General features: G+C 66.1%; 18 protein-coding genes. 7 read left to right on the forward strand and 11 right to left on the reverse strand.

Annotated elements, in window-relative coordinates; translation table 11 throughout:
- The first annotated feature begins 8 nt into the window (after positions 1-8).
- On the forward strand, positions 9-818 hold the full coding sequence (locus ACXU4B_RS07775; protein WP_240734039.1) for a MipA/OmpV family protein: 810 nt from the start codon (positions 9-11) through the stop codon (positions 816-818).
- A gap of 78 nt (positions 819-896) precedes the next feature.
- Here ACXU4B_RS07775 and ACXU4B_RS07780 read toward each other — a convergent pair whose 3' ends face one another.
- Together ACXU4B_RS07780 and ACXU4B_RS07785 are read right to left on the reverse strand one after the other, a co-directional pair.
- A complete protein-coding gene (locus ACXU4B_RS07780; protein WP_131409301.1) occupies positions 897-1,217 on the reverse strand; it encodes a non-heme iron oxygenase ferredoxin subunit in 321 nt (106 codons plus the stop codon).
- Positions 1,214-1,762, reverse strand: coding sequence for a GNAT family N-acetyltransferase (locus ACXU4B_RS07785; protein WP_131409303.1), 549 nt, complete (start codon positions 1,760-1,762; stop codon positions 1,214-1,216). Before ACXU4B_RS07785 ends, ACXU4B_RS07780 begins: the two co-directional genes overlap by 4 nt.
- Positions 1,763-1,926: 164 nt before the next feature.
- Here ACXU4B_RS07785 and ACXU4B_RS07790 point away from each other — a divergent pair, with 164 nt between their 5' ends.
- Positions 1,927-3,963, forward strand: coding sequence for a M13 family metallopeptidase (locus ACXU4B_RS07790; RefSeq protein ID WP_131409306.1), 2,037 nt, complete (start codon positions 1,927-1,929; stop codon positions 3,961-3,963).
- Positions 3,964-4,059: 96 nt separating this feature from the next.
- Here the strand turns inward: ACXU4B_RS07790 and ACXU4B_RS07795 are convergent, their stop codons facing one another.
- From ACXU4B_RS07795 to ACXU4B_RS07815, 5 genes are all read right to left on the reverse strand, one after another.
- Positions 4,060-5,307 (reverse strand): cysteine desulfurase, encoded by a 1,248-nt coding sequence (locus tag ACXU4B_RS07795; RefSeq protein WP_131409309.1) that lies wholly within the window; start codon positions 5,305-5,307, stop codon positions 4,060-4,062.
- A gap of 58 nt (positions 5,308-5,365) precedes the next feature.
- The gene (sufD, locus tag ACXU4B_RS07800) at positions 5,366-6,685 is read right to left on the reverse strand and encodes a Fe-S cluster assembly protein SufD (protein WP_131409312.1); all 1,320 of its coding nucleotides are present in this window, start codon (positions 6,683-6,685) and stop codon (positions 5,366-5,368) included.
- Positions 6,682-7,452 (reverse strand): Fe-S cluster assembly ATPase SufC, encoded by a 771-nt coding sequence (sufC, locus tag ACXU4B_RS07805; protein ID WP_131409314.1) that lies wholly within the window; start codon positions 7,450-7,452, stop codon positions 6,682-6,684. The genes sufD and sufC overlap by 4 nt, the downstream gene beginning before the upstream one ends.
- Before the next feature lie 162 nt (positions 7,453-7,614).
- Complete coding sequence (gene sufB, locus ACXU4B_RS07810; RefSeq protein WP_131409317.1) at positions 7,615-9,093, reverse strand: Fe-S cluster assembly protein SufB; 1,479 nt, start codon at positions 9,091-9,093, stop codon at positions 7,615-7,617.
- A gap of 50 nt (positions 9,094-9,143) precedes the next feature.
- Positions 9,144-9,578 carry an SUF system Fe-S cluster assembly regulator gene (locus tag ACXU4B_RS07815; RefSeq protein WP_131409320.1) on the reverse strand — a complete coding sequence of 145 codons (435 nt, stop codon included), beginning with the start codon at positions 9,576-9,578 and terminating at the stop codon, positions 9,144-9,146.
- A gap of 333 nt (positions 9,579-9,911) precedes the next feature.
- On the opposite strand from ACXU4B_RS07815, the gene ACXU4B_RS07820 reads away from it, so the two are divergent.
- The 5 genes from ACXU4B_RS07820 to ACXU4B_RS07840 all read left to right on the forward strand — a co-directional run bounded on the left by ACXU4B_RS07820 (position 9,912) and on the right by ACXU4B_RS07840 (position 14,824).
- The gene (locus ACXU4B_RS07820) at positions 9,912-10,250 is read left to right on the forward strand and encodes a P-II family nitrogen regulator (RefSeq protein ID WP_131409322.1); all 339 of its coding nucleotides are present in this window, start codon (positions 9,912-9,914) and stop codon (positions 10,248-10,250) included.
- The gene (locus tag ACXU4B_RS07825; protein ID WP_131410449.1) at positions 10,240-11,574 is read left to right on the forward strand and encodes an ammonium transporter; all 1,335 of its coding nucleotides are present in this window, start codon (positions 10,240-10,242) and stop codon (positions 11,572-11,574) included. Before ACXU4B_RS07820 ends, ACXU4B_RS07825 begins: the two co-directional genes overlap by 11 nt.
- A gap of 217 nt (positions 11,575-11,791) precedes the next feature.
- Complete coding sequence (locus ACXU4B_RS07830) at positions 11,792-12,805, forward strand: aminoglycoside phosphotransferase family protein (protein ID WP_131409324.1); 1,014 nt, start codon at positions 11,792-11,794, stop codon at positions 12,803-12,805.
- On the forward strand, positions 12,802-13,515 hold the full coding sequence (gene murU, locus ACXU4B_RS07835) for an N-acetylmuramate alpha-1-phosphate uridylyltransferase MurU (RefSeq protein WP_131409326.1): 714 nt from the start codon (positions 12,802-12,804) through the stop codon (positions 13,513-13,515). The genes ACXU4B_RS07830 and murU overlap by 4 nt, the downstream gene beginning before the upstream one ends.
- A 175-nt stretch (positions 13,516-13,690) precedes the next feature.
- The gene (locus tag ACXU4B_RS07840; RefSeq protein WP_205746537.1) at positions 13,691-14,824 is read left to right on the forward strand and encodes a sterol desaturase family protein; all 1,134 of its coding nucleotides are present in this window, start codon (positions 13,691-13,693) and stop codon (positions 14,822-14,824) included.
- 98 nt (positions 14,825-14,922) lie between these two features.
- On the opposite strand, the gene secF is transcribed toward ACXU4B_RS07840, so the two are convergent.
- From secF to tgt, 4 genes are all read right to left on the reverse strand, one after another.
- Positions 14,923-15,885: a protein translocase subunit SecF gene (secF, locus tag ACXU4B_RS07845; protein ID WP_131409331.1), complete on the reverse strand. Its 963-nt coding sequence runs from the start codon at positions 15,883-15,885 to the stop codon at positions 14,923-14,925.
- A gap of 16 nt (positions 15,886-15,901) precedes the next feature.
- Positions 15,902-17,791: a protein translocase subunit SecD gene (gene secD, locus ACXU4B_RS07850; RefSeq protein ID WP_131409333.1), complete on the reverse strand. Its 1,890-nt coding sequence runs from the start codon at positions 17,789-17,791 to the stop codon at positions 15,902-15,904.
- Between the two features lie 90 nt (positions 17,792-17,881).
- The gene (gene yajC, locus ACXU4B_RS07855; RefSeq protein ID WP_131409336.1) at positions 17,882-18,223 is read right to left on the reverse strand and encodes a preprotein translocase subunit YajC; all 342 of its coding nucleotides are present in this window, start codon (positions 18,221-18,223) and stop codon (positions 17,882-17,884) included.
- 231 nt (positions 18,224-18,454) lie between these two features.
- Positions 18,455-19,582 (reverse strand): tRNA guanosine(34) transglycosylase Tgt, encoded by a 1,128-nt coding sequence (gene tgt / locus ACXU4B_RS07860; protein ID WP_131409339.1) that lies wholly within the window; start codon positions 19,580-19,582, stop codon positions 18,455-18,457.
- Positions 19,583-19,871 lie beyond the last annotated feature (289 nt).

Below are 19,871 nucleotides of genomic sequence, written 5' to 3' on the forward strand. Positions count from 1 at the left end.
CTTGCGCGATGTTCGGACATACGCCACGCCTCGCATCGATCAAGGCGCCCATCCTGCGCAGCGTCGTGCTGATGCTGGCACTGGCCGTCACCGGTGCCGCCGACGCCGACAATGTCACGGATGGCCCGGAAGACCTTTTTGGCGTCGGCATCCAGCGCATGCCTGCGTGGCTGGGCTCGAGCGATCATCGCAACCAGCCCATTCCCTATGTGCAGGCCGAGCTCCCGTGGCATATCACGCTGTCCACGCTGGACGGGCTCACCGTCGACCTGATCCACGGCGAGCACTGGCACGGCGGCCTGTACGGCAACTACATGTGGGGCCGCGACCACGATGAACTGGGCCCGCGGCTCGGTGGCATCGTCGACTCGCTGTCGCCGCGCCTCAACGGCGGCGGCTATCTCGAATACCAGGTCACCGTGCCGCTAAGCCTGGGCGCCACGCTCAGCCACGACACCCAGGGTGCCGGGGCTTACCTCAACATGTATGCCGACTACGACCTGCCCGCCGTCGGCTATTTGAACCACAGCCTGCAACTGCAGTGGCAGGTCATGAACGGGCCGGCCATGCGGCGCTTCTTCCAGGTCACGCCCGAGCAGGCGACGCAGCTTGGCGTGTCGCCGTGGTCACCGGGCGGCGGCAGCCAACAGGTCGCGCTGGAATACGACGCCTACATGCCGACCAGCATGCACACCGGCTTCGCCCTGGCAGTCAATTACACGCGCTTGCTGGGCGATGCGGCGGACAGCCCGCTGGTGCGCCATTTCGGCTCGCCGAAACAGCTCAGCACGACACTGGCGTTCGTCTACCGGCTTTGAGCCGCTGCGAATGCACGGGAGTGGGGATGGAGGGTGGCTGGTCCTCTCGCCGCCCCGCCCCTGCACTCGCGCCAGGATTTACCGGTCGTCCCGCGTCCAGATCTGCCCGTCCACTTCGTGCACGGGGAAACTGGCGATCGGCTCATAGGCCGGCGGGCAGGTGACCGCGCCCGTGCGCACGTCGAAACGCGCCCCATGCCGCGGACACTCCACCTCGAAGCCGTGCACTTCGCCACCGGCGAGATCGCCGCCGTCATGGCTGCACACGTCCTCGATGGCGTAGAGGTCACCGTCGATGTTGTAGACCGCGATGGCCGTGTCGCCGTCCCATACGACCCTGAACTCGCCCGGCAGCATCTCGCTGCGCGTGCCCACGAAGATCCAGTCGGCGAGGTTCATGCCACCACCTCGTGCAGCGGCTTGCTCATCCAGACGAAGCGCAGGCCTTCGCAGCGCGGAATGCCGAAGCGGGCGTCGCCATACGGAAACTGGCGCGTCTCCCCGGTGAGCCGATAGCCGCGCCGCTCGTACCATGCGATCAGTTCGGCGCGCTGCTCGATCACCGTCATGCGCATCGACTGGCTGCGCCATTGGTCGCGCGCGACGCGCTCGGCTTCCGCCAGCAGGCTGCGGCCAAGACCGGCCTTCTGCAGATCCGGGCTCACCGCGAACATGCCGAAGTAGCCTTCGTCGCCATGCTGCTCGATATGGCAACAGGCCACGGGCACGCCATCGCACTCGGCCAGCAGGATGCTGCTGCCCGGCCTGGCGATGAGTCCGGCGACGCTGTCGGCGTCGGTGCGCTGGCCATCCAGCAGGTGGCTTTCGGTGGTCCAGCCGCGCTGGCCCGATTCGCCACGGTAGGCGGACTCGACCAGGGCAACAATGGCGGCGACGTCGGCGGCAACGGCCGGACGGTAGTGGGGGCGCACGAGGGTAGTCATCCGCTGATGATAAGACGCAGCCGGCGCAATCGCACTGCACAATGACCTTCGACACTGGGCGCGCTCTGCAGCCCCTGCCTAGCCTGTCCGATGGGGCAAGTCGCCCCGAGCACGAACCATCGGCCGTCCGGATGCGCCAGGCGCATCCCCTCAAGGGAGAATCCATGAAGAACCGCATTGTGAAACCGCTCGCGCTCGCCGTGGGCATGGCCATGTGCACCGGCGTGCTGGCGGCCCCGACGGCTCCCTTCAACGTAAAGGAGCTGGACACCACGAGGAACGCGTGCAACGACTTCAACGGCTTCGTCAATGCGAAGTGGATAGCCGCCAACCCGATTCCCGCCGATCGCACGCGCTGGGGCTCGTTCGACGCCTTGCGCGAGGCCAGCCTCAACGTGCAGCACGCCATCGTGGAGAAGGCCGCCAAGGGTGCGGCCCACGCCACGCCGGGCTCCATCGAACAGAAGATCGGTTATCTCTACGCATCGGGCATGAATGAAGCCGCCATCGAAAAGGCGGGCTTCGACCCGATCAAGCCGACCCTGTCCAGCATCGAGGGCCTCAAGAGCAGCGCCGACATTGCCGCCTACATCCGCGACAGCTACGCCAAGGGCCAGCCGGTGGCCTTCCGCTTCTACGGCAACCCGGACTTCAAGGATTCCACCCGGCAGATCGCCTATGCCGCCCAGGGCGGCCTGGGCCTGCCCACCGCCGACTACTACAGCAAGCCGGACTTCGAGAAGATCCGCGCCGCTTACGTGGCCCACGTCGCCCGCACGCTCGAACTCGTCGGCGTGAGCGCGGCCGACGCCGAAAAGCAGGCCAGCGCCGTGATGGCCTTCGAGACGCGCCTGGCGTCCGCGTCGCTGGTGCCGACCGAATTGCGCCAGCCGGAAAACCGCTACCACTACGTGAGCATTGCCGACGCCGACAAGGTCACGTCGCATTTCGAGTGGGCGTCGTTCTTCAAGGCCCAGCACGCCGACGTGACGGCGGGCTTCTCGCTGTCGCAGCCGAAGTTCTTCGCCGAGTTCGACAAGATGCTGGGTGACGTTCCGGTGGCCGACTGGCAGGCTTACCTGCGCTTCCACGCCATCGACGAGGCCGCACCGTTCCTCTCCAAGGCCTTCCAGCAGGAAGACTTTGCCTTCAACGCCCAGACGCTCAACGGCCAGAAGGAAATGAAGTCGCGCTGGAAGCGCACGCTCGACAGCGTCGAGGAAGGCATGGGCATGGCGCTGGGCCAGCTGTACGTGGCGCAGACCTTCTCGCCCGCTTCCAAGGCGCGCGCACAGGAACTGGTCGGCAACCTTCGTGCCGCCTACAAGGAGCGCATCCAGAACCTGCCGTGGATGAGCGAGGCGACCAAGCAGAAGGCGCTGGAGAAGTGGGCCAGCTTCACACCCAAGATCGGCTACCCCGACAAGTGGCGCGACTGGAGCGGCCTGCAGATCGCCCAGGGCAACTACTTCGGCAACGTGGAAGCGGCCGGCAAGTTCAACTACGACTACATGGTCGCCAAGATCGGCAAGCCGGTGGACCGCACCGAATGGGGCATGACGCCGCAGACGGTCAACGCCTACTACAACGCGCAGAAGAACGAGATCGTGTTCCCTGCCGCCATCCTGCAGTCGCCGTTCTTCGATGCCAAGGCCGACGATGCGCTCAATTACGGTGGCATCGGTGCCGTGATCGGCCATGAAATGGGCCATGGCTACGACGACCAGGGCAGCAAGTTCGACGCGCAGGGCAACAACGTCAACTGGTGGACCGACGAGGACCGCAAGGCCTTCGACGCCCGCACCGACAAGCTCGCCGAACAGTTCAACGGATACGAGGCACTGCCGGGCAAGTACGTCAACGGCAAGCTGACCATGGGCGAGAACATCGGCGACCTCGGCGGCCTCAACGCGGCCTACGATGCACTGCAGATGGCACTGGCCAAGAACCCCGCCGAAGCGCAGGGCAAGATCGACGGCTACACGCAGGACCAGCGCTTCTTCCTCAACTGGGGTCGCGTGTGGCGCGGCAACATCCGCCCGGAAGCGCAGCTCACCCTGCTCAACACGGACCCGCACGCACCGTCGCAGTTCCGCGCCATCGGCGCACCGTCCAACATGCCCGCCTTCGCCCAGGCGTTCCAGTGCAAGGCCGGTGACAAGATGGTTCGCGACAGCGACAAGCAAGTGAAGATCTGGTAATCAGCCCAAGGGCGGATGCCCAGGGTTGGAAAGCAAGGCGCCGCGGGAAACCGCGGCGCCTTTTTCCTGCCAGTCGGCCTCGCCGACGACGTGGCGTCACATCAGCAGCTTGCGCACTTTCAGCAACGCGGTGACGAACGCGTCGATCTCTTCGCGAGTGTTGTAGAACGCCAGTGAGGCGCGCAGCGTGGCCGGCACCTGGTAGAACTGCATCAGCGGATGCGCGCAGTGGTGGCCCGAGCGCACGGCCACGCCCTGCAGGTCGAGCAGGGTGGCCAGGTCCGTCGCCTGCGCACCTTCGATCAGGAACGAGATCACCGGCTCCTTCTCCTTCGCCTCGCCGAACAGGCGCAGGCCGGGAATCTCGCGCAGGCGCTCGGTGGCATAGGCAAGCAACTGCTGCTCCCAGGCATGGATCGCTTCGAATCCAATCGATTCGTAATAGTCGATCGCCGCACCAAGGCCGACAAACCCGGCGATATTGGGCGTGCCGGCCTCGAACTTGTGCGGCGCCTCGGCAAAGCTGGTGCCGTCGAAGCGCACTTCGCGGATCATCTCGCCGCCACCGAAGAACGGCGGCATCGCCTCGAGGTGTTCCTTGCGGGCCCAGAGCGCGCCGGTGCCGGTCGGCCCCAGCATCTTGTGACCCGTGAGCGCGTAGAAATCGCAGCCCAGTGCCTGCACGTCGACCGGCCGGTGCGGCACCGCCTGCGAGCCATCCACCAGCAGCGGGATGCCGCGCTTGCGGCATTCCTTGGCGATCTCGCGCACCGGGTTGACCGTGCCGAGCACGTTGGAGACATGCGTGACGCAAGCCAGCTTCACGTCGGGCGTGAGCATCTCGACGTACTTCTCGACGATCAGCTCGCCCCGCTCGTTGATTGGCGCCGGCTTCACGATGGCGCCGGCACGCGCGGCCACCAGCTGCCAGGGCACGATGTTGGCGTGGTGATCCATCACCGTGGTGAGGATCGCGTCGCCCGCCTTGAGGCGCGGCAGCGCATAGCTATAGGCGACCAGGTTGATCGACTGCGTGGTGCCGGAAGTAAGGATCAGTTCGTTGGACGAGGTGGCGTTGATGAAGCGGGCGAGCTTGTCGCGCGCGCCTTCGTAGGCCGTAGTGGCTTCCTCGCCCAGCAGGTGGACCGCGCGCGACACGTTCGCGTTGTGTTCGCGGTAATGGTTGTCCACCGCCTCGATCACGCTCAGCGGCTTCTGGCTGGTATTGGCGTTGTCGAAATAGATCAGCGGCTTGTCGTGCACGGTGCGCGACAGCAAGGGAAAGTCGGCGCGGATGCGCTGCACGTCGAAAACGGTCGGAAGCGATTTGGTCTGTGCGTTCATCGTGGTGATTTCGCCTTGTTGCCGAACATCGTGACTACTGCCCTTGCCGCACCAGGCTTCAGCTGGAAGGCAGGCGCGCCAGCAGCTGGTGGTTCAGGTGCTCGCGCAGGCCCTGCTGGGGCAGCGACTCGAACACCGCACGGCAGAAGGCTGCCGTCAGCATCGCCCGTGCCTCGACCAGCGGAATGCCACGCGAACGCAGGTAGAACAGCGAGCGTTCGTCTAGCTGGCCGACGGTGGCGCCATGCGCCGCCTTGACTTCGTCGGCGTAGATTTCCAGCTCGGGCTTGGTGTCGATCTCCGCCTGCCCGGAAAGCAGGAGGTTCTTGCTGCTCAGGCTGGCATCGCTGCCGTCGGCACCTTCAGCCACCACGATGGCGCCACGGAATACGCCGCGCGAACGCCCGTCCGCCACGCCGCGCCATACCGATTCCGACGCCGTATTGAGCGCCTGGTGGCGGATGGCCATCTGCGTGTCGATGTGCTGGCGACCATGCAGCACGAAGACGCCGCGCGTATCGAGCCGCGATTCGTCGCCCGCCAGCGCCACATGCAGGTCATGGCGAACCAGCGAACCGCCAAGCTCCAGCAGGTACAGGGACGCCTGCGCCTGTGTGTCGAGCTGCACGCTGTCATGGCGTATCAGGGTGCTGCCTTCGGCGGCGTCCTGCAGCGCCACGTGCTGGAGGCGCGCGCCCTTGCGAAGCACGACATCCGCCACCTGCGTCCCGAGATGCTGGTGCGCGGCGCTCGCCGCGTGGTGCTCGACCAGCGACAGCTCGGCGCCCTCGCCCAGTTCGATCACGTGGCGGACGTGCCAGGCCAGGTCATCGTCGGCCGCCGCCCCGATGAATAGCAGGTGCACGGGCTGGGCGATCTTGGCGCCGGCCGCCACGCGCAGCACCACGCCGTCACCGGCCAGCGCCGCGTTGAGGCGCGCGAACTCGTCGCCGCCCTCGCGGTAATGGCGCGACAGTGCAAACCGCAGCGGCTCGGCATCGCCCTGCAATGCCTGCGACAGCGGCTGCAGGCTCAGGCCCGCAGGCAACGCGTCCACCCGCGACAGGTCGGGCCGGAACACGCCGTTGACGAAGACCAGCGACGGACCATCGATGCCCGGCAAGGCGAACGCCGCCACGTCGACCGCACGCGCGGCCGCCTGGTCGTCGCCGGGCGCGAAACGACGCTGCCCCAGCGCGCGCAGCGCGGTGTACTTCCAGGCCTCCATCCGCGTGTCAGGCAGGCCGCCCGCCGCGAAGGCATCCAGGTTTTCGCGTCGCGCCGCAGCCAGCCAGCCGATCTCGCTGCCCGGCAGGCGCGCCTGTGCCGCCGCCTCCAGCAGCGAATCGACAAACGGCGTGCGTTGCGGCTCGCTCATGCCGAGGCTCCCGTCAGCTCGGGATCGTGGTCGGCGACCCACGCGTAACCGTGCTCTTCGAGCTTGAGCGCCAGTGTCTTGTCGCCGCTTTCGACGATGCGTCCGTCGGACAGCACGTGCACGAAATCGGGTTCGATATAGTCGAGCAGGCGCTGGTAATGGGTGATCACCAGGAAGCCGCGCTCGGATGAACGCAGCGCATTGACGCCCTGCGCCACCTGCTTGAGTGCGTCGATGTCCAGGCCCGAGTCGGTCTCATCGAGGATCGCGAGCTTCGGCTCCAGCACCGCCATCTGGAAGATCTCGTTGCGCTTCTTTTCGCCGCCCGAAAAACCTTCGTTCACCGCGCGATGCAGCAGCTCGTCGGAGATCTGCATGATCTTGAGCTTCTCGCGCACCAGCTTGAGGAACTGCATGGAATCGAGTTCCGCCTCGCCACGCTGCTTGCGCTGCGCGTTGAGCGCGGCACGCAGGAAGTAGGTGTTGTTGACGCCGGGAATTTCCACCGGGTACTGGAAGGCCAGGAACACGCCGGCGGCGGCACGTGCCTCAGGCTCGAGCGCCAGCAGGTCGACGCCGTTGAAGGTCACCGTACCGGCGGTCACTTCGTAACCGTCGCGCCCGGACAGCACGTGGCCCAGCGTGGACTTGCCGGCGCCGTTCGGCCCCATGATCGCGTGCACCTCGCCCGCGTTGACGGTGAGCGTGAGGCCCTTGAGGATGTCCTTGCCCTCGACGCGGGCGTGCAGGTTTTCGATTTTCAGCATGTCTCGTTCCTGGTCTGGAGCCCCTCTCCCACCGGGAGAGGGGTTGGGGAGAGGGTTCGGCATCGCCGCGACGTTTGCGCGCGCCGTACCCTCATCCGCCCTTTGGGCACCTTCTCTCCCACGGGGACGACCTTCGGGCCGCCGGAGGGAGAAGGAAAATCATCAGCCGACCGCGCCTTCCAGCGACACTTCCAGCAGCTTCTTCGCTTCCACCGCGAATTCCATCGGCAGCTCGCGGAACACCTGCTTGCAGAAGCCGTCGACGATCATCGACACGGCGTCTTCCTCGCCGATGCCGCGGCTGCGGCAATAGAACATCTGGTCGTCGGAGATCTTGGAGGTGGTCGCCTCGTGCTCGACGATGGCGCTGGGGTTCTTCACTTCCATGTACGGGAAGGTGTGCGCGCCGCACTTCTTGCCGATCAGCAGGCTGTCGCACTGGGTGTAGTTGCGCGCGCCTTCGGCGCCCTTCTCCACCTTCACCAGGCCGCGGTAGCTGTTGTTGCTGCGGCCGGCGCTGATGCCCTTGGACACGATCTTGGACTTGGTGCCCTTGCCGATGTGGATCATCTTGGTGCCGGTGTCGGCCTGCTGGCGATGGTGCGTGAGCGCCACCGAGTAGAACTCGCCCACCGAGCGGTCGCCGCGCAGCACGCAGCTGGGGTATTTCCAGGTGATGGCCGAGCCGGTTTCCACCTGGGTCCAGGAGATCTTGGAGTCGTCGCCGCGGCAGTCGCCGCGCTTGGTCACGAAGTTGTAGATGCCGCCGACGCCGTTCTCGTCGCCGGGGTACCAGTTCTGCACGGTGGAATACTTGATCTGCGCCTTCTCCAGCGCGACCAGCTCGACCACCGCCGCGTGCAGCTGGTTCTCGTCGCGCATCGGCGCCGTGCAGCCTTCGAGGTAGGACACGTAGGCGCCGTCTTCGGCGATGATCAGGGTGCGCTCGAACTGGCCGGTGTGGCCGGCATTGATGCGGAAATAGGTGGACAGCTCCATCGGGCAGCGCACGCCCTTGGGGATGAACACGAACGAGCCATCGGAGAACACCGCCGAGTTGAGCGCGGCGAAATAGTTGTCGCCCGTGGGTACCACGCTGCCGAGGTACTGCTGCACCAGCTCGGGGTATTCGCGGATGGCTTCGCTCATCGAGCAGAAGATCACGCCGACGTCGGCCAGTTCCTTGCGGAAGGTGGTGCCGACGGAGACCGAGTCGAACACCGCATCCACTGCCACGCCGGCCAGCCTGGCGCGCTCGTGCAGCGGCACGCCGAGCTTGTCGTAGGTTTCCAGCAGCTTCGGGTCGACTTCGTCCAGCGACTTCGGACGGTTTTTCGGCGAGGCGTAGTAGCTGATCGACTGGAAGTCGATCGGCCCGATCTTGAGCTTGGCCCAGTGCGGCGTCGGCATGGTCAGCCAGTGACGGTACGCCTTCAGGCGCCACTCGGTCATCCATTCCGGCTCCTGCTTGAGCGCGGACAGCTGGCGGATGATGTCTTCGGACAGGCCCGGCGGCAGGCTGTCGGTTTCAATGTCGGTGACGAAGCCAGCCTCGTAGCGGCGGCCCAGCGCGGCCGCGACTTCGGCGTTGTCGCGGAGCGTGGGGGAAATGTCGCTGCGTTCGGAGGTTTCGATGGTCATGATGGCATTCGTGTCGGTGTCGGTCGCTGGCGTGGTGGATGGCCGGGGGCTCATCCGATCAGGGTCGCGTCGATGCGGCGACTGGGTGGCTTGAGCATGTCGGACAGGCTGACGGCGCGCAGCGCGGTGTCGACCATGCTGTTTACGTGCTGCCAGTTGGAGCGAACGCCGCATTGCGACTCGCGGTCGCACAGGCCTTCGGCGAGGCTGCATTCGGTCATGCCGATGGGACCCTCCAGCGCCTCGACGATCTGGGCCAGGGTGATCTCGTGCGCAGGACGCGCCAGCCGGTAACCACCGTTGACGCCGCGGAACGATTCCACCAGTCCGGCATGGCCCAGCGACTTCAGCAGCTTGCTCACGGTGGGCAGCTCCAGGCGCGCCTCATCGGCGATCTGCGCCGTGCTGAGCACGTCGTCGGGATGGGCGGCGATGCAGGTCATCACCACCGTGGCGTAGTCGGTCAGGCGGCTGACGCGGAGCATGGGGAGGCTTGGCCAGGGCTGCGGGAATCGGGACCAAAATGGTACTGATTAATGATACGCCGGTCAACGTGGTAGCGCCGCACCAAAAGGGGGCGCATGGACACGCCAACGCCCCATTCCTGCGCAAGCAGGATCTCCCGCCAGCGCCACCCCGCGCCGTCACCACCGCGAGGCCGGGGGCCCGGCACCTTTGCAACCCACTGAAGACACTCGATTCCTGCGTTCGCCGGCAGGCCGGCACCCGGGCGGGCAGCGCGCACGCCTGCGCCGGACCACCCCGTGGCACGCATCATGCTGCACTGCCACATACAGACCGCACGGGGAGCGATGGGGATGAAATGGATCACGGCGATCATCAAGCCTTTCACGCTGGACGACGTACGCCAGGCGCTGACCGACGCGGGAGTGACGGGCATGACCGTCACCGAGGTCAAGGGCTTCGGCCGCCAGCACGGGCATACCGAGCTGTATCGCGGCGCGGAATACGTGGTGGATTTCCTGCCGAAGCTGAAACTGGAAGTGGCCGTGGCCGACGAACAGCTCGACCACGCCATCGAAGCCATCATGGGGGCCGCACGCACCGGCAAGATCGGTGACGGCAAGATCTTCGTGAGCGCGCTGGAACAAGCCATTCGTATCCGCACGCAGGAGGTCGATGCCGATGCGCTTTGACCGCAAGGCCTGCACGGCCGCGCTTGGCCTGTCCGGCCTGTTCGCCAGCCTGCCGGCGCTGGCGCAGGCGGCCGCCCCCGCCCATATCGACAGCGGCGACACCGCCTGGATGCTCACCGCTACCGCCCTGGTCCTGCTGATGACCATCCCGGGGCTGGCGCTGTTCTACGGCGGCATGGTGCGCGCCAAGAACCTGTTGTCGATCCTGATGCAATGCTTTGCCATCACGGCGCTGGTGACCGTGCTGTGGCTGTTCTACGGCTACTCGCTGGCCTTCAGCACGCAAGGCATGCAGGCCGGCGCGACCAACCTGCACTCGTTCATCGGGGGCCTGGATCGCATCCTGCTGGCGGGCCTGAAACCCGATTCGCGCTACCAGACCGTGCCGGAAAGCGTGTTCGTGATGTTCCAGCTGACCTTCGCGATCATCACCCCGGCACTGATCATCGGCGCCTTCGCCGAGCGCATGAAGTTCAGCGCCCTGCTGTGGTTCAGCGGGTTGTGGCTGAGCATCGTCTACCTGCCGGTGGCGCACATGGTATGGAGCGGGCCGGGTTCCTTCCTGGGTGACCTGGGCGTGCTCGATTTTGCCGGCGGCACCGTGGTGCACATCAATGCCGGTATCGCCGGCCTGGTCGCCTGCCTGGTCATCGGCAGGCGTCGCGGCTATCCGAACGTGCCGATGCCGCCGCACAACCTCGGCTACACGGTGGTCGGCGCCAGTCTGCTGTGGCTGGGCTGGTTCGGCTTCAACGCGGGCTCGGCGGTCGCCGCCAACGGCAGCGCCGGCATGGCCATGCTGGTGACCCAGGTAGCCACGGCCGCAGCCGCGCTCGGCTGGCTCGGTGCCGAATGGCTGGCGCATGGACGACCGAGCGTGCTGGGCATTGTGTCGGGCGCCGTGGCGGGCCTCGTGGCCGTCACGCCCGCCGCGGGCACGGCCGGTCCGGGTGGCGCGCTGGTGCTGGGCCTGGTCGCCGGCATCGTGTGCTTTTTCAGCGCCACGCGGCTCAAGCACCGGCTGGGCTATGACGACTCGCTGGACGTGTTTGGCGTGCACGCCATCGCCGGCATCGTCGGCGCCCTCCTCACCGGCCCGCTGGCGTCGCCCCGGCTGGGTGGCTTCGGCACGGTCACTTCGCCGTGGGGACAGCTGTGGATCCAGGCCAAGGGCGTCGGCTTCACCGTCGTGTGGAGCGCGCTGCTGAGCCTGCTCATCCTCAAGCTGATCGACTGGACGCTGGGCCTGCGCGTGGACGAGGAACAGGAGCAGCTCGGCCTCGACCTGGCCCTGCATGAAGAGAAGGCCTACAACCTGTCGTGATCCGTGCGCCCTCTCCCCGCAGGGGAGAGGGTTGGGGTGAGGGGCCAATCTTGCGCAAAGACTCGATCGAAGCTGGCTTTGTAGCAGCATTCCCGCAAGCGCCCTCGCCTCACCTCGGTCCTCTCTCCCACAGGAACTGCTTTCGGGTCGCCCCCAGGGGAGAGGAAGGAAGCGCGAAGAGCCGCTAAGCTGCAGGCCTCATCACTCGCCGTACGCCATGACCACCGCTTCCGACCGCGCCGCCGCCCGCCTCGCCTGGACCCGTGCCACCCTCGGCGACGCTACCCTGATCCTCGAACCGGCCTCGGCCGACGCCAGCTTCCGCAGCTACTGGCGCACGCGCCACAATGGGCAGAGCTGGATCGTGATGGACTCGCCGCCGGCGCTGGAAGACCCGCGCCCGTGGCTGGCGATCGGCGAGCGCCTCGCTGCGGCCGGGCTGCATGTGCCCGCGGTGCAGGCGAAAGACCTGGAGCAAGGCTTCCTGTTGATCGAGGACCTCGGCTCGCGCCTGTACCTGCCGACCCTGACCCATGACAACGCGGACCGGCTCTATGGCGATGCCATGGACGCGCTGCTGCGCATGCAGACCCGCATGGACTACAGCGACCTGCCGCCGTTCGATCACGCGATGCTGGTGCGCGGCCTGGAAGTGATGCCGGAATGGTTCCTCGGCCGCCATCTTGGCCACACCCCGGATTGCGATGAGTGGGACGTGCTGGAAGCCGCCTTCGACGTGGTCATCCGCAATGCGCTGGAACAGCCGCGTTGTTTTGTTCACCGTGATTTCCACAGTCGCAACCTGCTGCTGGTAGAGAGCAACAATCCCGGCGTGATCGATTTCCAGGGTGCCCTCGCCGGGCCGGTCACCTATGACCTCGCCTCGCTGTTGCGCGACGCCTATATCGTCTGGCCGCGCGAACGCGTCGAAGGCTGGGTGGAGTCATACCGCCTGCGCCTGCGAGAGGCCGGGCTCATCGACGGCAGCGTGGGCCGCGAACGCTTCCTGCGCTGGTTCGACCTCACCGGCATGCACCGCCACATCCGCGTGCTCGGCCAGTTCTATCGGCTGTGGTACCGCGATGGCAAACCGGGTTATCTCGCCGACGTGCCGCGCGTTTACCAGTATGTCGTGTCGGTGGCGCGCAGCTATCCGGAGCTGGCCGCCTTCGTCGCGCTGCTTGAGCGACATGCGCACGGCCGTGACCTGACGCAGGCCACGGCCGCATGAGGCACGCGCTGATCTTTGCGGCGGGCCTGGGCGAGCGCATGCGTCCGCTCACCAACCACACGCCCAAGCCGCTGCTGCCAGCCGGCGGCAAACCGCTGATCGAGTGGCACCTGGAAAAGCTCGCCGCCATCGACGTGCGCTACGTGGTGATCAACACCTCGCACCTGGCCGAACAGTTTCCCGAAACGCTGGGCGACGGTTCGCGCTGGGGCCTGCGCATTCGCTATGCCTATGAGGGGCCGACTCCGCTGGAAACCGGCGGCGGCATGCTCAACGCACTGCCCCTGCTCGGGCCGGAGCCCTTCATCGCGCTGAGCAGCGATGTCTGGACCGACGCCGATTTCGCCAGCCTGCCCGCTGAGCCGAAAGGCCTGGCACATCTGCTCATGGTGGACAATCCGGCCCACCATCCGCATGGCGATTTCTGGCTGGACGAGCACGGCCTGCTGCATGACGACGAGGCGCGGCCCGGCCTCACCTACAGCGGCCTGGGCGTGTTCCGCCCCGCCTTCCTCGACGGCTGGCGGCAGCTGATCGCTCCCGCGGGAGACGACGCACATCGCCCGCCCGCCTTCAAACTGCGGCCCTTGCTGCACCACGCCATGTCACTGGGCAAGCTCGGCGGCAGCCATCACCGCGGCGCCTGGACCGATGTCGGCACGCCCCAGCGCCTGGCGGAACTGGACGCGCGCCTGCGCAGCGGCAGCTGAGCGAAAGGTGACCCGGCGCAAAATCCTGCCGGCTGGATGCCTCCGGCAGGCGGCGTTATCCTAAACTCCTCGGTTCTGTAGAACGCGTGCCTTGCGCACGACAGGCCACCCGGCCGGCCACGCCCTCCCGGCTTTGCCTGCAGGACCGCCTCGTTCTCATTGCAAGGTGTCGAAGATGTCCGAACTGTGGTCCCACCTGGTCAGCTGGTTTGCGAGCCATGGCGTGCTTCCGCTGCTGCAGTTCCTGCATATCGATGGCCTGGCCGGCGATCCCCTGGACATCGCCGAATCGCTGCTGATCGCCACCCTGCAGCTGGGCATCATCGGCCTGGTGTTCCGCCCGCTGGAAAGCCTGGTGCCGGCGGAGCGCTGGACCGACCGCAAGCTCACCCGGGTCGACTTCCAGTACACGGTGATGATGCTGGTCGGCATCTTCCCCGTCTTCAGCTACCTCGTGCTGACGCCGGTCGCCAACTACTTCGGTGGCCCCGACACCGGACCCGGCGACGCCAGTGCCTCGCCCCTGGCCATCACGCACTGGCTGCCGGGGCTGAAAGCACACCCGCTGCTGCTGTTCTTCTGCTACTACGTCGTCTACGACTTCGTGTACTACTGGATGCATCGCCTGCAGCATGCGCTGCCGTGGTGGTGGGCGCTGCACAGCATGCACCACAGCACGCGCCAGATGAGTTGCTGGACCAACGACCGCGGCAGCCTGATCGACGGCTTCATCCAGTCGATGATCCTGGCCACGGTCGGCATCGTGATGGGCGTGGAACCGGACCAGTTCGCCTGGCTGGTACTGGTCGGCGAACTGGTGCAGAACTTCTCGCACGCCAACGTGCGCATCGGCTTCGGACCCGTGTTCAACCGCGTGTTCGTGGCACCGAAGTTCCATCGACTGCACCACATGCTGGTCGATCCGACGCGCCCCAAGCTGCACAACTGCAATTTCGGGCAGGTGCTTTCGGTCTGGGACGTGCTGTTCGGCACGGCGCTGTACAACGAACCGCCGCGCCCCACCGGCGTCGGTGATCCGATGGTCGATGCAGACAACGAGCACAACCTGATCGGCCTGCACTGGAACGCCTTCCGGCGCTTCTGGGGTGCGGTGCGTTCGCCGGCCGGCTGGAAGTTCGGCGAAGTGGCGTTCGGCCCGGACTACGTGCCGATCCCGGTCGAGCAGCTCGACCTGCATGCGCTTGGCCACCACGTGATGCAGCCGGCCACGCATCAGGCGCCCCACGCGTCCCCGGCGGACCAGACCGCCACGGCTGCCGGCGTCACCGAGGATGCCACCGCGGCCTGAGCTCTCGCGGGACCCGCCTCGGCATACGCAAGCTCCAAAAAAAAAGCGGCCCGGAATGTTCCGGGCCGTTTTTCCATCTGGCGTTTGCGGCGCCGCGCTTACGGGCGGCGTGCAAGCTCCGGGTTTTCCTTGGTCCTGGGCATCAGGTCCTGCTTGGACACGCCGAGCCAGAGCAGGATCGGGCTGGCGACGAAGATCGACGACAGCGTGCCGACCAGGATGCCGATCAGCATCGTGATGGCAAAGCCATGCACCACCGGGCCACCGAAGAAGAACAGCGCGGCCATGGTGATGGCGGTGAACAGCGCGGTGATGATGGTTCGCGACAGCGTGTTGTTGATCGAGCGGTTGAGGATCTCCTCCGGCTCGGCCTTGCGGGCCAGGCGGAACAGTTCGCGCACGCGGTCGAACACCACCACCTTGTCGTTGATCGAGTAACCGATCACCGCCAGCACCGAGGCCAGCACCGTGAGGTCGAACTCACGCTGCACCAGCGCGAACACACCCACCGTCACCAGCGCATCGTGGAACTCGGTGACGATGGCCGCCACGGCGAAGCGCCACTCGAAGCGGATGCCGAGGTAGAGGCCGATGCCGAGCACCACGACGATGGCCGCGATGATGCCGTCGCTGCGCAGTTCCTCGCCCACCTGCGAACCGACGTAGTCGCGGCTCTTGAGCTTGGCGTCGGGGCGGCTGGCACGCAGCATGCGGGTGACGTCGTCGGCGATCTTGTCCAGGTTCACCTTGCCGCTGGCGTCGAGCGAGCCCGGATCATCCTTGGGCTGCATGCGGATCGACACTTCCTTGGAGCCGCCCAGGCTCTGCACGACGGCATTCTCGAGCCCGCCCTTGGTCAGCGCCTCGCGCACATCGGCGATCTGCACCGGCTGGTCGTAGTCCACCACCAGCGACACGCCGCCGGTGAAGTCCAGGCCGTAGTTGAGGCCCTTCACGGCGATCAGTGCGATGGAGGCGACGATCAGCGCGATGGCGATGCCGACGCTGAACTTCCTCATGCCGAGGAAGTTGATATTGCTGTTGTGGTTGAAGATTTCCATGTGTGCCTGTTCCTCTTCAGACCGACAGCGTCTTGAGCTTGCGATGGCCGTGGATCGCCGCGGTAATCGCGTGCGTCACGGTAACCGAGGTGAACATCGAGGTGAGGATACCGATCAGCAGCGTCACGCCGAAGCCCTTGATCGGGCCCGAACCCATGGTGGTCAGCGCCAGCGCGGCGATCAGGTGGGTGACGTTGGCGTCGAGAATCGTGGCCCATGCCTTTTCGTAACCCGCGCGGATCGATGCGAGCGGCGTGGAGCCGTTGCGCAGTTCTTCACGCACGCGTTCGCAGATCAGCACGTTGGCGTCGATCGCCATGCCCAGCGTCAGCACGATACCGGCGATGCCCGGCATGGTCAGGGTGACGCCGATGCCCGACATCACCGCCACCAGGATCACCAGGTTGAAGAACAGCGCCACGTCGGCGACCAGGCCGAACAGCTTGTAGTAGATGGCCGCCGCCAGCAGCACCAGCGCCAGGCCGATCAGCACGGCGCGCAGGCCCTTCTGGATGTTGTCCTGGCCAAGGCTGGGACCGATCACGCGCTCCTCGACGATATACACCGGCGCAGCCAGCGAACCGCCCCTCAGCAGCTGCGAAAGCTCGGAGGCTTCCTTGGGGCTGCGCAGGCCCGTGGTCTGGAAGTTCTTGCTGAAGACGCCGTTGATGGTGGCGTAGTTGATCACTTCTTCCGTGACCTTCGGCGTGCGCACTTCCTTGCCGTCGACGGTCTGGACGTCATACGTGGTCTCCACGTACACCACGCCCATGCGCTTGCCGACGTTGCCGCTGGTGAAGTCCAGCATCTTCTTGGCGCCAGCGGCGTTGAGCTCGACCGACACCGCCGGCGAACCGGACTGCTGGTCGAACGTGCTGGTCGCATTCACCAGCTGGTCGCCGGTGACGATGACCTGCTTGTTCAGCAGAATCGGGCGACGCGAGCCGCGCTCGTAGAACAGTCGCGCGTTGGGCGGCACGGTGCCGCTGCGGGCCGCTTCGGCAGCCTGTGCGTCGGTGCCGCCTTCGGCGCGGTATTCCAGCGTGGCGGTCGCGCCGATCAGCTTCTTGGCTTCGGCGGTGTCCTGCACGCCGGCCAGCTCGACCACGATGCGGTTTTCACCCTGCTGCTGGATGATCGGCTCGGACACGCCAAGCACGTTTATGCGGTTGCGCAGCGTGGTGAGGTTCTGGCGGATGGTGTTGAGCGACATGTCGCGCAACTTGTCCGGCTTGATGGCCGCAGTCATCACGAAGCGGTCCGCGGTGGCGGCGCCGTCCTTGACCGCGATGTCGGGGAATTCCACGGCGATCGCGTTGGCTGCCGCCGTGCGGTCGGCATCCGAGCGCAACACCACGGTCACGCCCTGGCCGCGCGTACCGTTGCGCGCCACCGAGTCGTAGCGGATGTTCTTTTCGCGCAGCAGGCTGCGGATGTCGTCCGCATAACGCGTTTCCTGCTTGTCGATCATGCCGTTCTGGTCGACTTCCATCAGGAAGTGCACGCCACCCTGCAAGTCGAGGCCCAGCGGCATGGACGTCGCGCCGATGGCCCGCAGCCAGCGCGGCACGGTCGATTCGAGGTTCACGGCCACGGTGTAGTTGTCGCCCACCGCCAGCTTGATCGCGTCGAGCGCGGTCTTCTGTACGTCGGCATTGGCAAAGCCGGCGATCAGCTGGTCGCCCTTGGTGGCGTCCTGCGTGACCGAGATGTTGCCCGGCACGATCTGGTGCTGCGCCAGGGCGGCCAGCACCTTCTGCTTCAGCGCCTCGTCGACCACCGCGTCGTGGTTGCCGGTGACCTGCACGGCTGGCACCGGCAGGAACACGTTGGGCAACGCATAGACAATGCCGAGCACCAGTACGATGGCGACCAGCGCATATTTCCAGCGTGGAAAATCACTCATGCCTTGAATCCGTCAAAAAGCCGCGGCGCGAGGCAGGCCACGGCGAGCAATGCTTCTTGTAGGCCGGGACCCCTCCGCCCCGGCAAGCCGTCAGGACGACTTCAGCGTGCCCTTGGGCAGCACTTGCTGCACGGCACCCTTCTGCAGCTTGATTTTCACGTTCGGCGCGATTTCCACCGTGATGAAGCTCTCGCCAACTTCTTCCACCTTGCCGGCGATGCCGCCGTTGGTGACGACCTCGTCGCCCTTGGCCAGCGCCGACACCATGTTGCGGTGCTCCTTCTGGCGCTTCATCTGCGGGCGGATCATCAGGAAATAGAACACCACGAACAGCAGGATCAGCGGCAGGAACGTCATCAGCGGGTTCGGTGCCTGGGCGCCACCAGCAGCCGGAGCCGCCTGGGCGATCACGAAGGACATCGGAAGATTCATCAGCTTGTCTCGTAAGTGGCGGTGCCGGCAGGATTTTCTGCCAACACCTGATAAAAGAACCGTGGATTATGCCACGCGCCCCCGGGCCCTGCATGCGCCACAAGGCCGCCCCGCCAGCAGTTCTGGCGGCGGGCAGCGCGCTTTCCAAGGGGATCGACCGGGAAGCGACGGCCCGGGCTCCCAAGTCCCCTGCCCTGACCGGCCGTCCAGGGCCGGGAGCCAGGTCGGAAGCTAGGCCGCGACGCCAGCCTGGCGCCGGGCATAGAAGGCCGCCACGAAGTCATCCAGCTGGCCGGCGGCGATGGCTTGCCGCAGCCCTGCCATCAACCGCTGGTAGTGCCGCAGGTTGTGCATGGTGGCGAGCTGGCTGCCGAGGATCTCGTTGCAGCGGTCCAGGTGCCGCAGGTAGGCACGGCTGAAGCCGTTGCTGCAGGCGTAGCAGTCGCAGCCTTCCTCGATGACCCGGGTATCGAGCGCGAACTTCGCGTTGCGGATGCGCAGCGTGCCCTCGTCGGTGAACAGAAAGCCATTGCGCGCATTGCGGGTGGGCATGACGCAGTCGAACATGTCGATGCCGCGGCGCACGGCCTCCACGATGTCCTCGGGCCGACCCACGCCCATCAGGTAGCGTGGCTTGTCTGCTGGCAGCAACGGCACGGTGAAGTCCAGCGTGTGGTTGCGCTCGGCTTCCGGCTCGCCCACGGCGAGGCCGCCCACGGCATAGCCGTCGAATCCGATGTTGACCAGGCCTTCGGCCGAGCGACGGCGCAGGTTCTCGTACACGCTGCCCTGCACGATGCCGAACAGCGCGTTGGGATTCTTCAGGTCATCGAATGCGCGACGCGAGCGCTCGGCCCAGCGCAGGCTCAGCTCCATCGAGGTGGAGGCGACCTTCTCGGTGGCCGGGTACGGCGTGCATTCGTCGAAGATCATCGCGATGTCCGAATCGAGCACTTTCTGTATGCGCATCGATTCTTCCGGCGACAGGAACACCTTCGAGCCATCCACCGGCGAGGCAAACGCCACGCCTTCCTCGGTGATCTTGCGCTTGTGCGCCAGCGAGAACACCTGGAAGCCGCCCGAGTCGGTGAGGATGGGTTTGTCCCAGCCGATGAACTTGTGCAGGCCGCCGAACTGCTCCACGACCTCCAGCCCCGGGCGCAGGAACAGGTGAAAGGTATTGCCAAGGATGATCTCGGCGCCGACCTCGCGGATATCCCGCGGCGTCATCGCCTTCACCGAGCCATAGGTGCCCACGGGCATGAAAGCCGGCGTTTCCACCGTGCCGCGCCCAAACGTGAGACGGCCGCGACGGGCCGCGCCATCGGTGGCCTGGAGTTCGAAAGTCATGGAAGTCATTCGGGGGATTATCGCGTGTTCGGGGGATTCGTGCTTTGGAGGGGGGCGTTTGGTCGCTTTTTGTCGGCTCTGCGGCGCTCAAACAGGCGTATAGCGCACCCGCTTCTCGCTCGTCATTCCTGCGAATGCAGGACGAGCCTCATAACAGCGGCGCTGGTCATCCAGAGACTGGGGGTTCGGTTGTCGCGTAATCGCCGGCGGGCTCGCCTGCGGCGGAAGGGAGTCCCTGTGGGACGGCGGGCTTCCGAGCCGCTGCCGCGGCCCGGGTTACTTTTCTCGGTCCGGCCAG

This window comes from Dyella soli, from assembly GCF_054482295.1.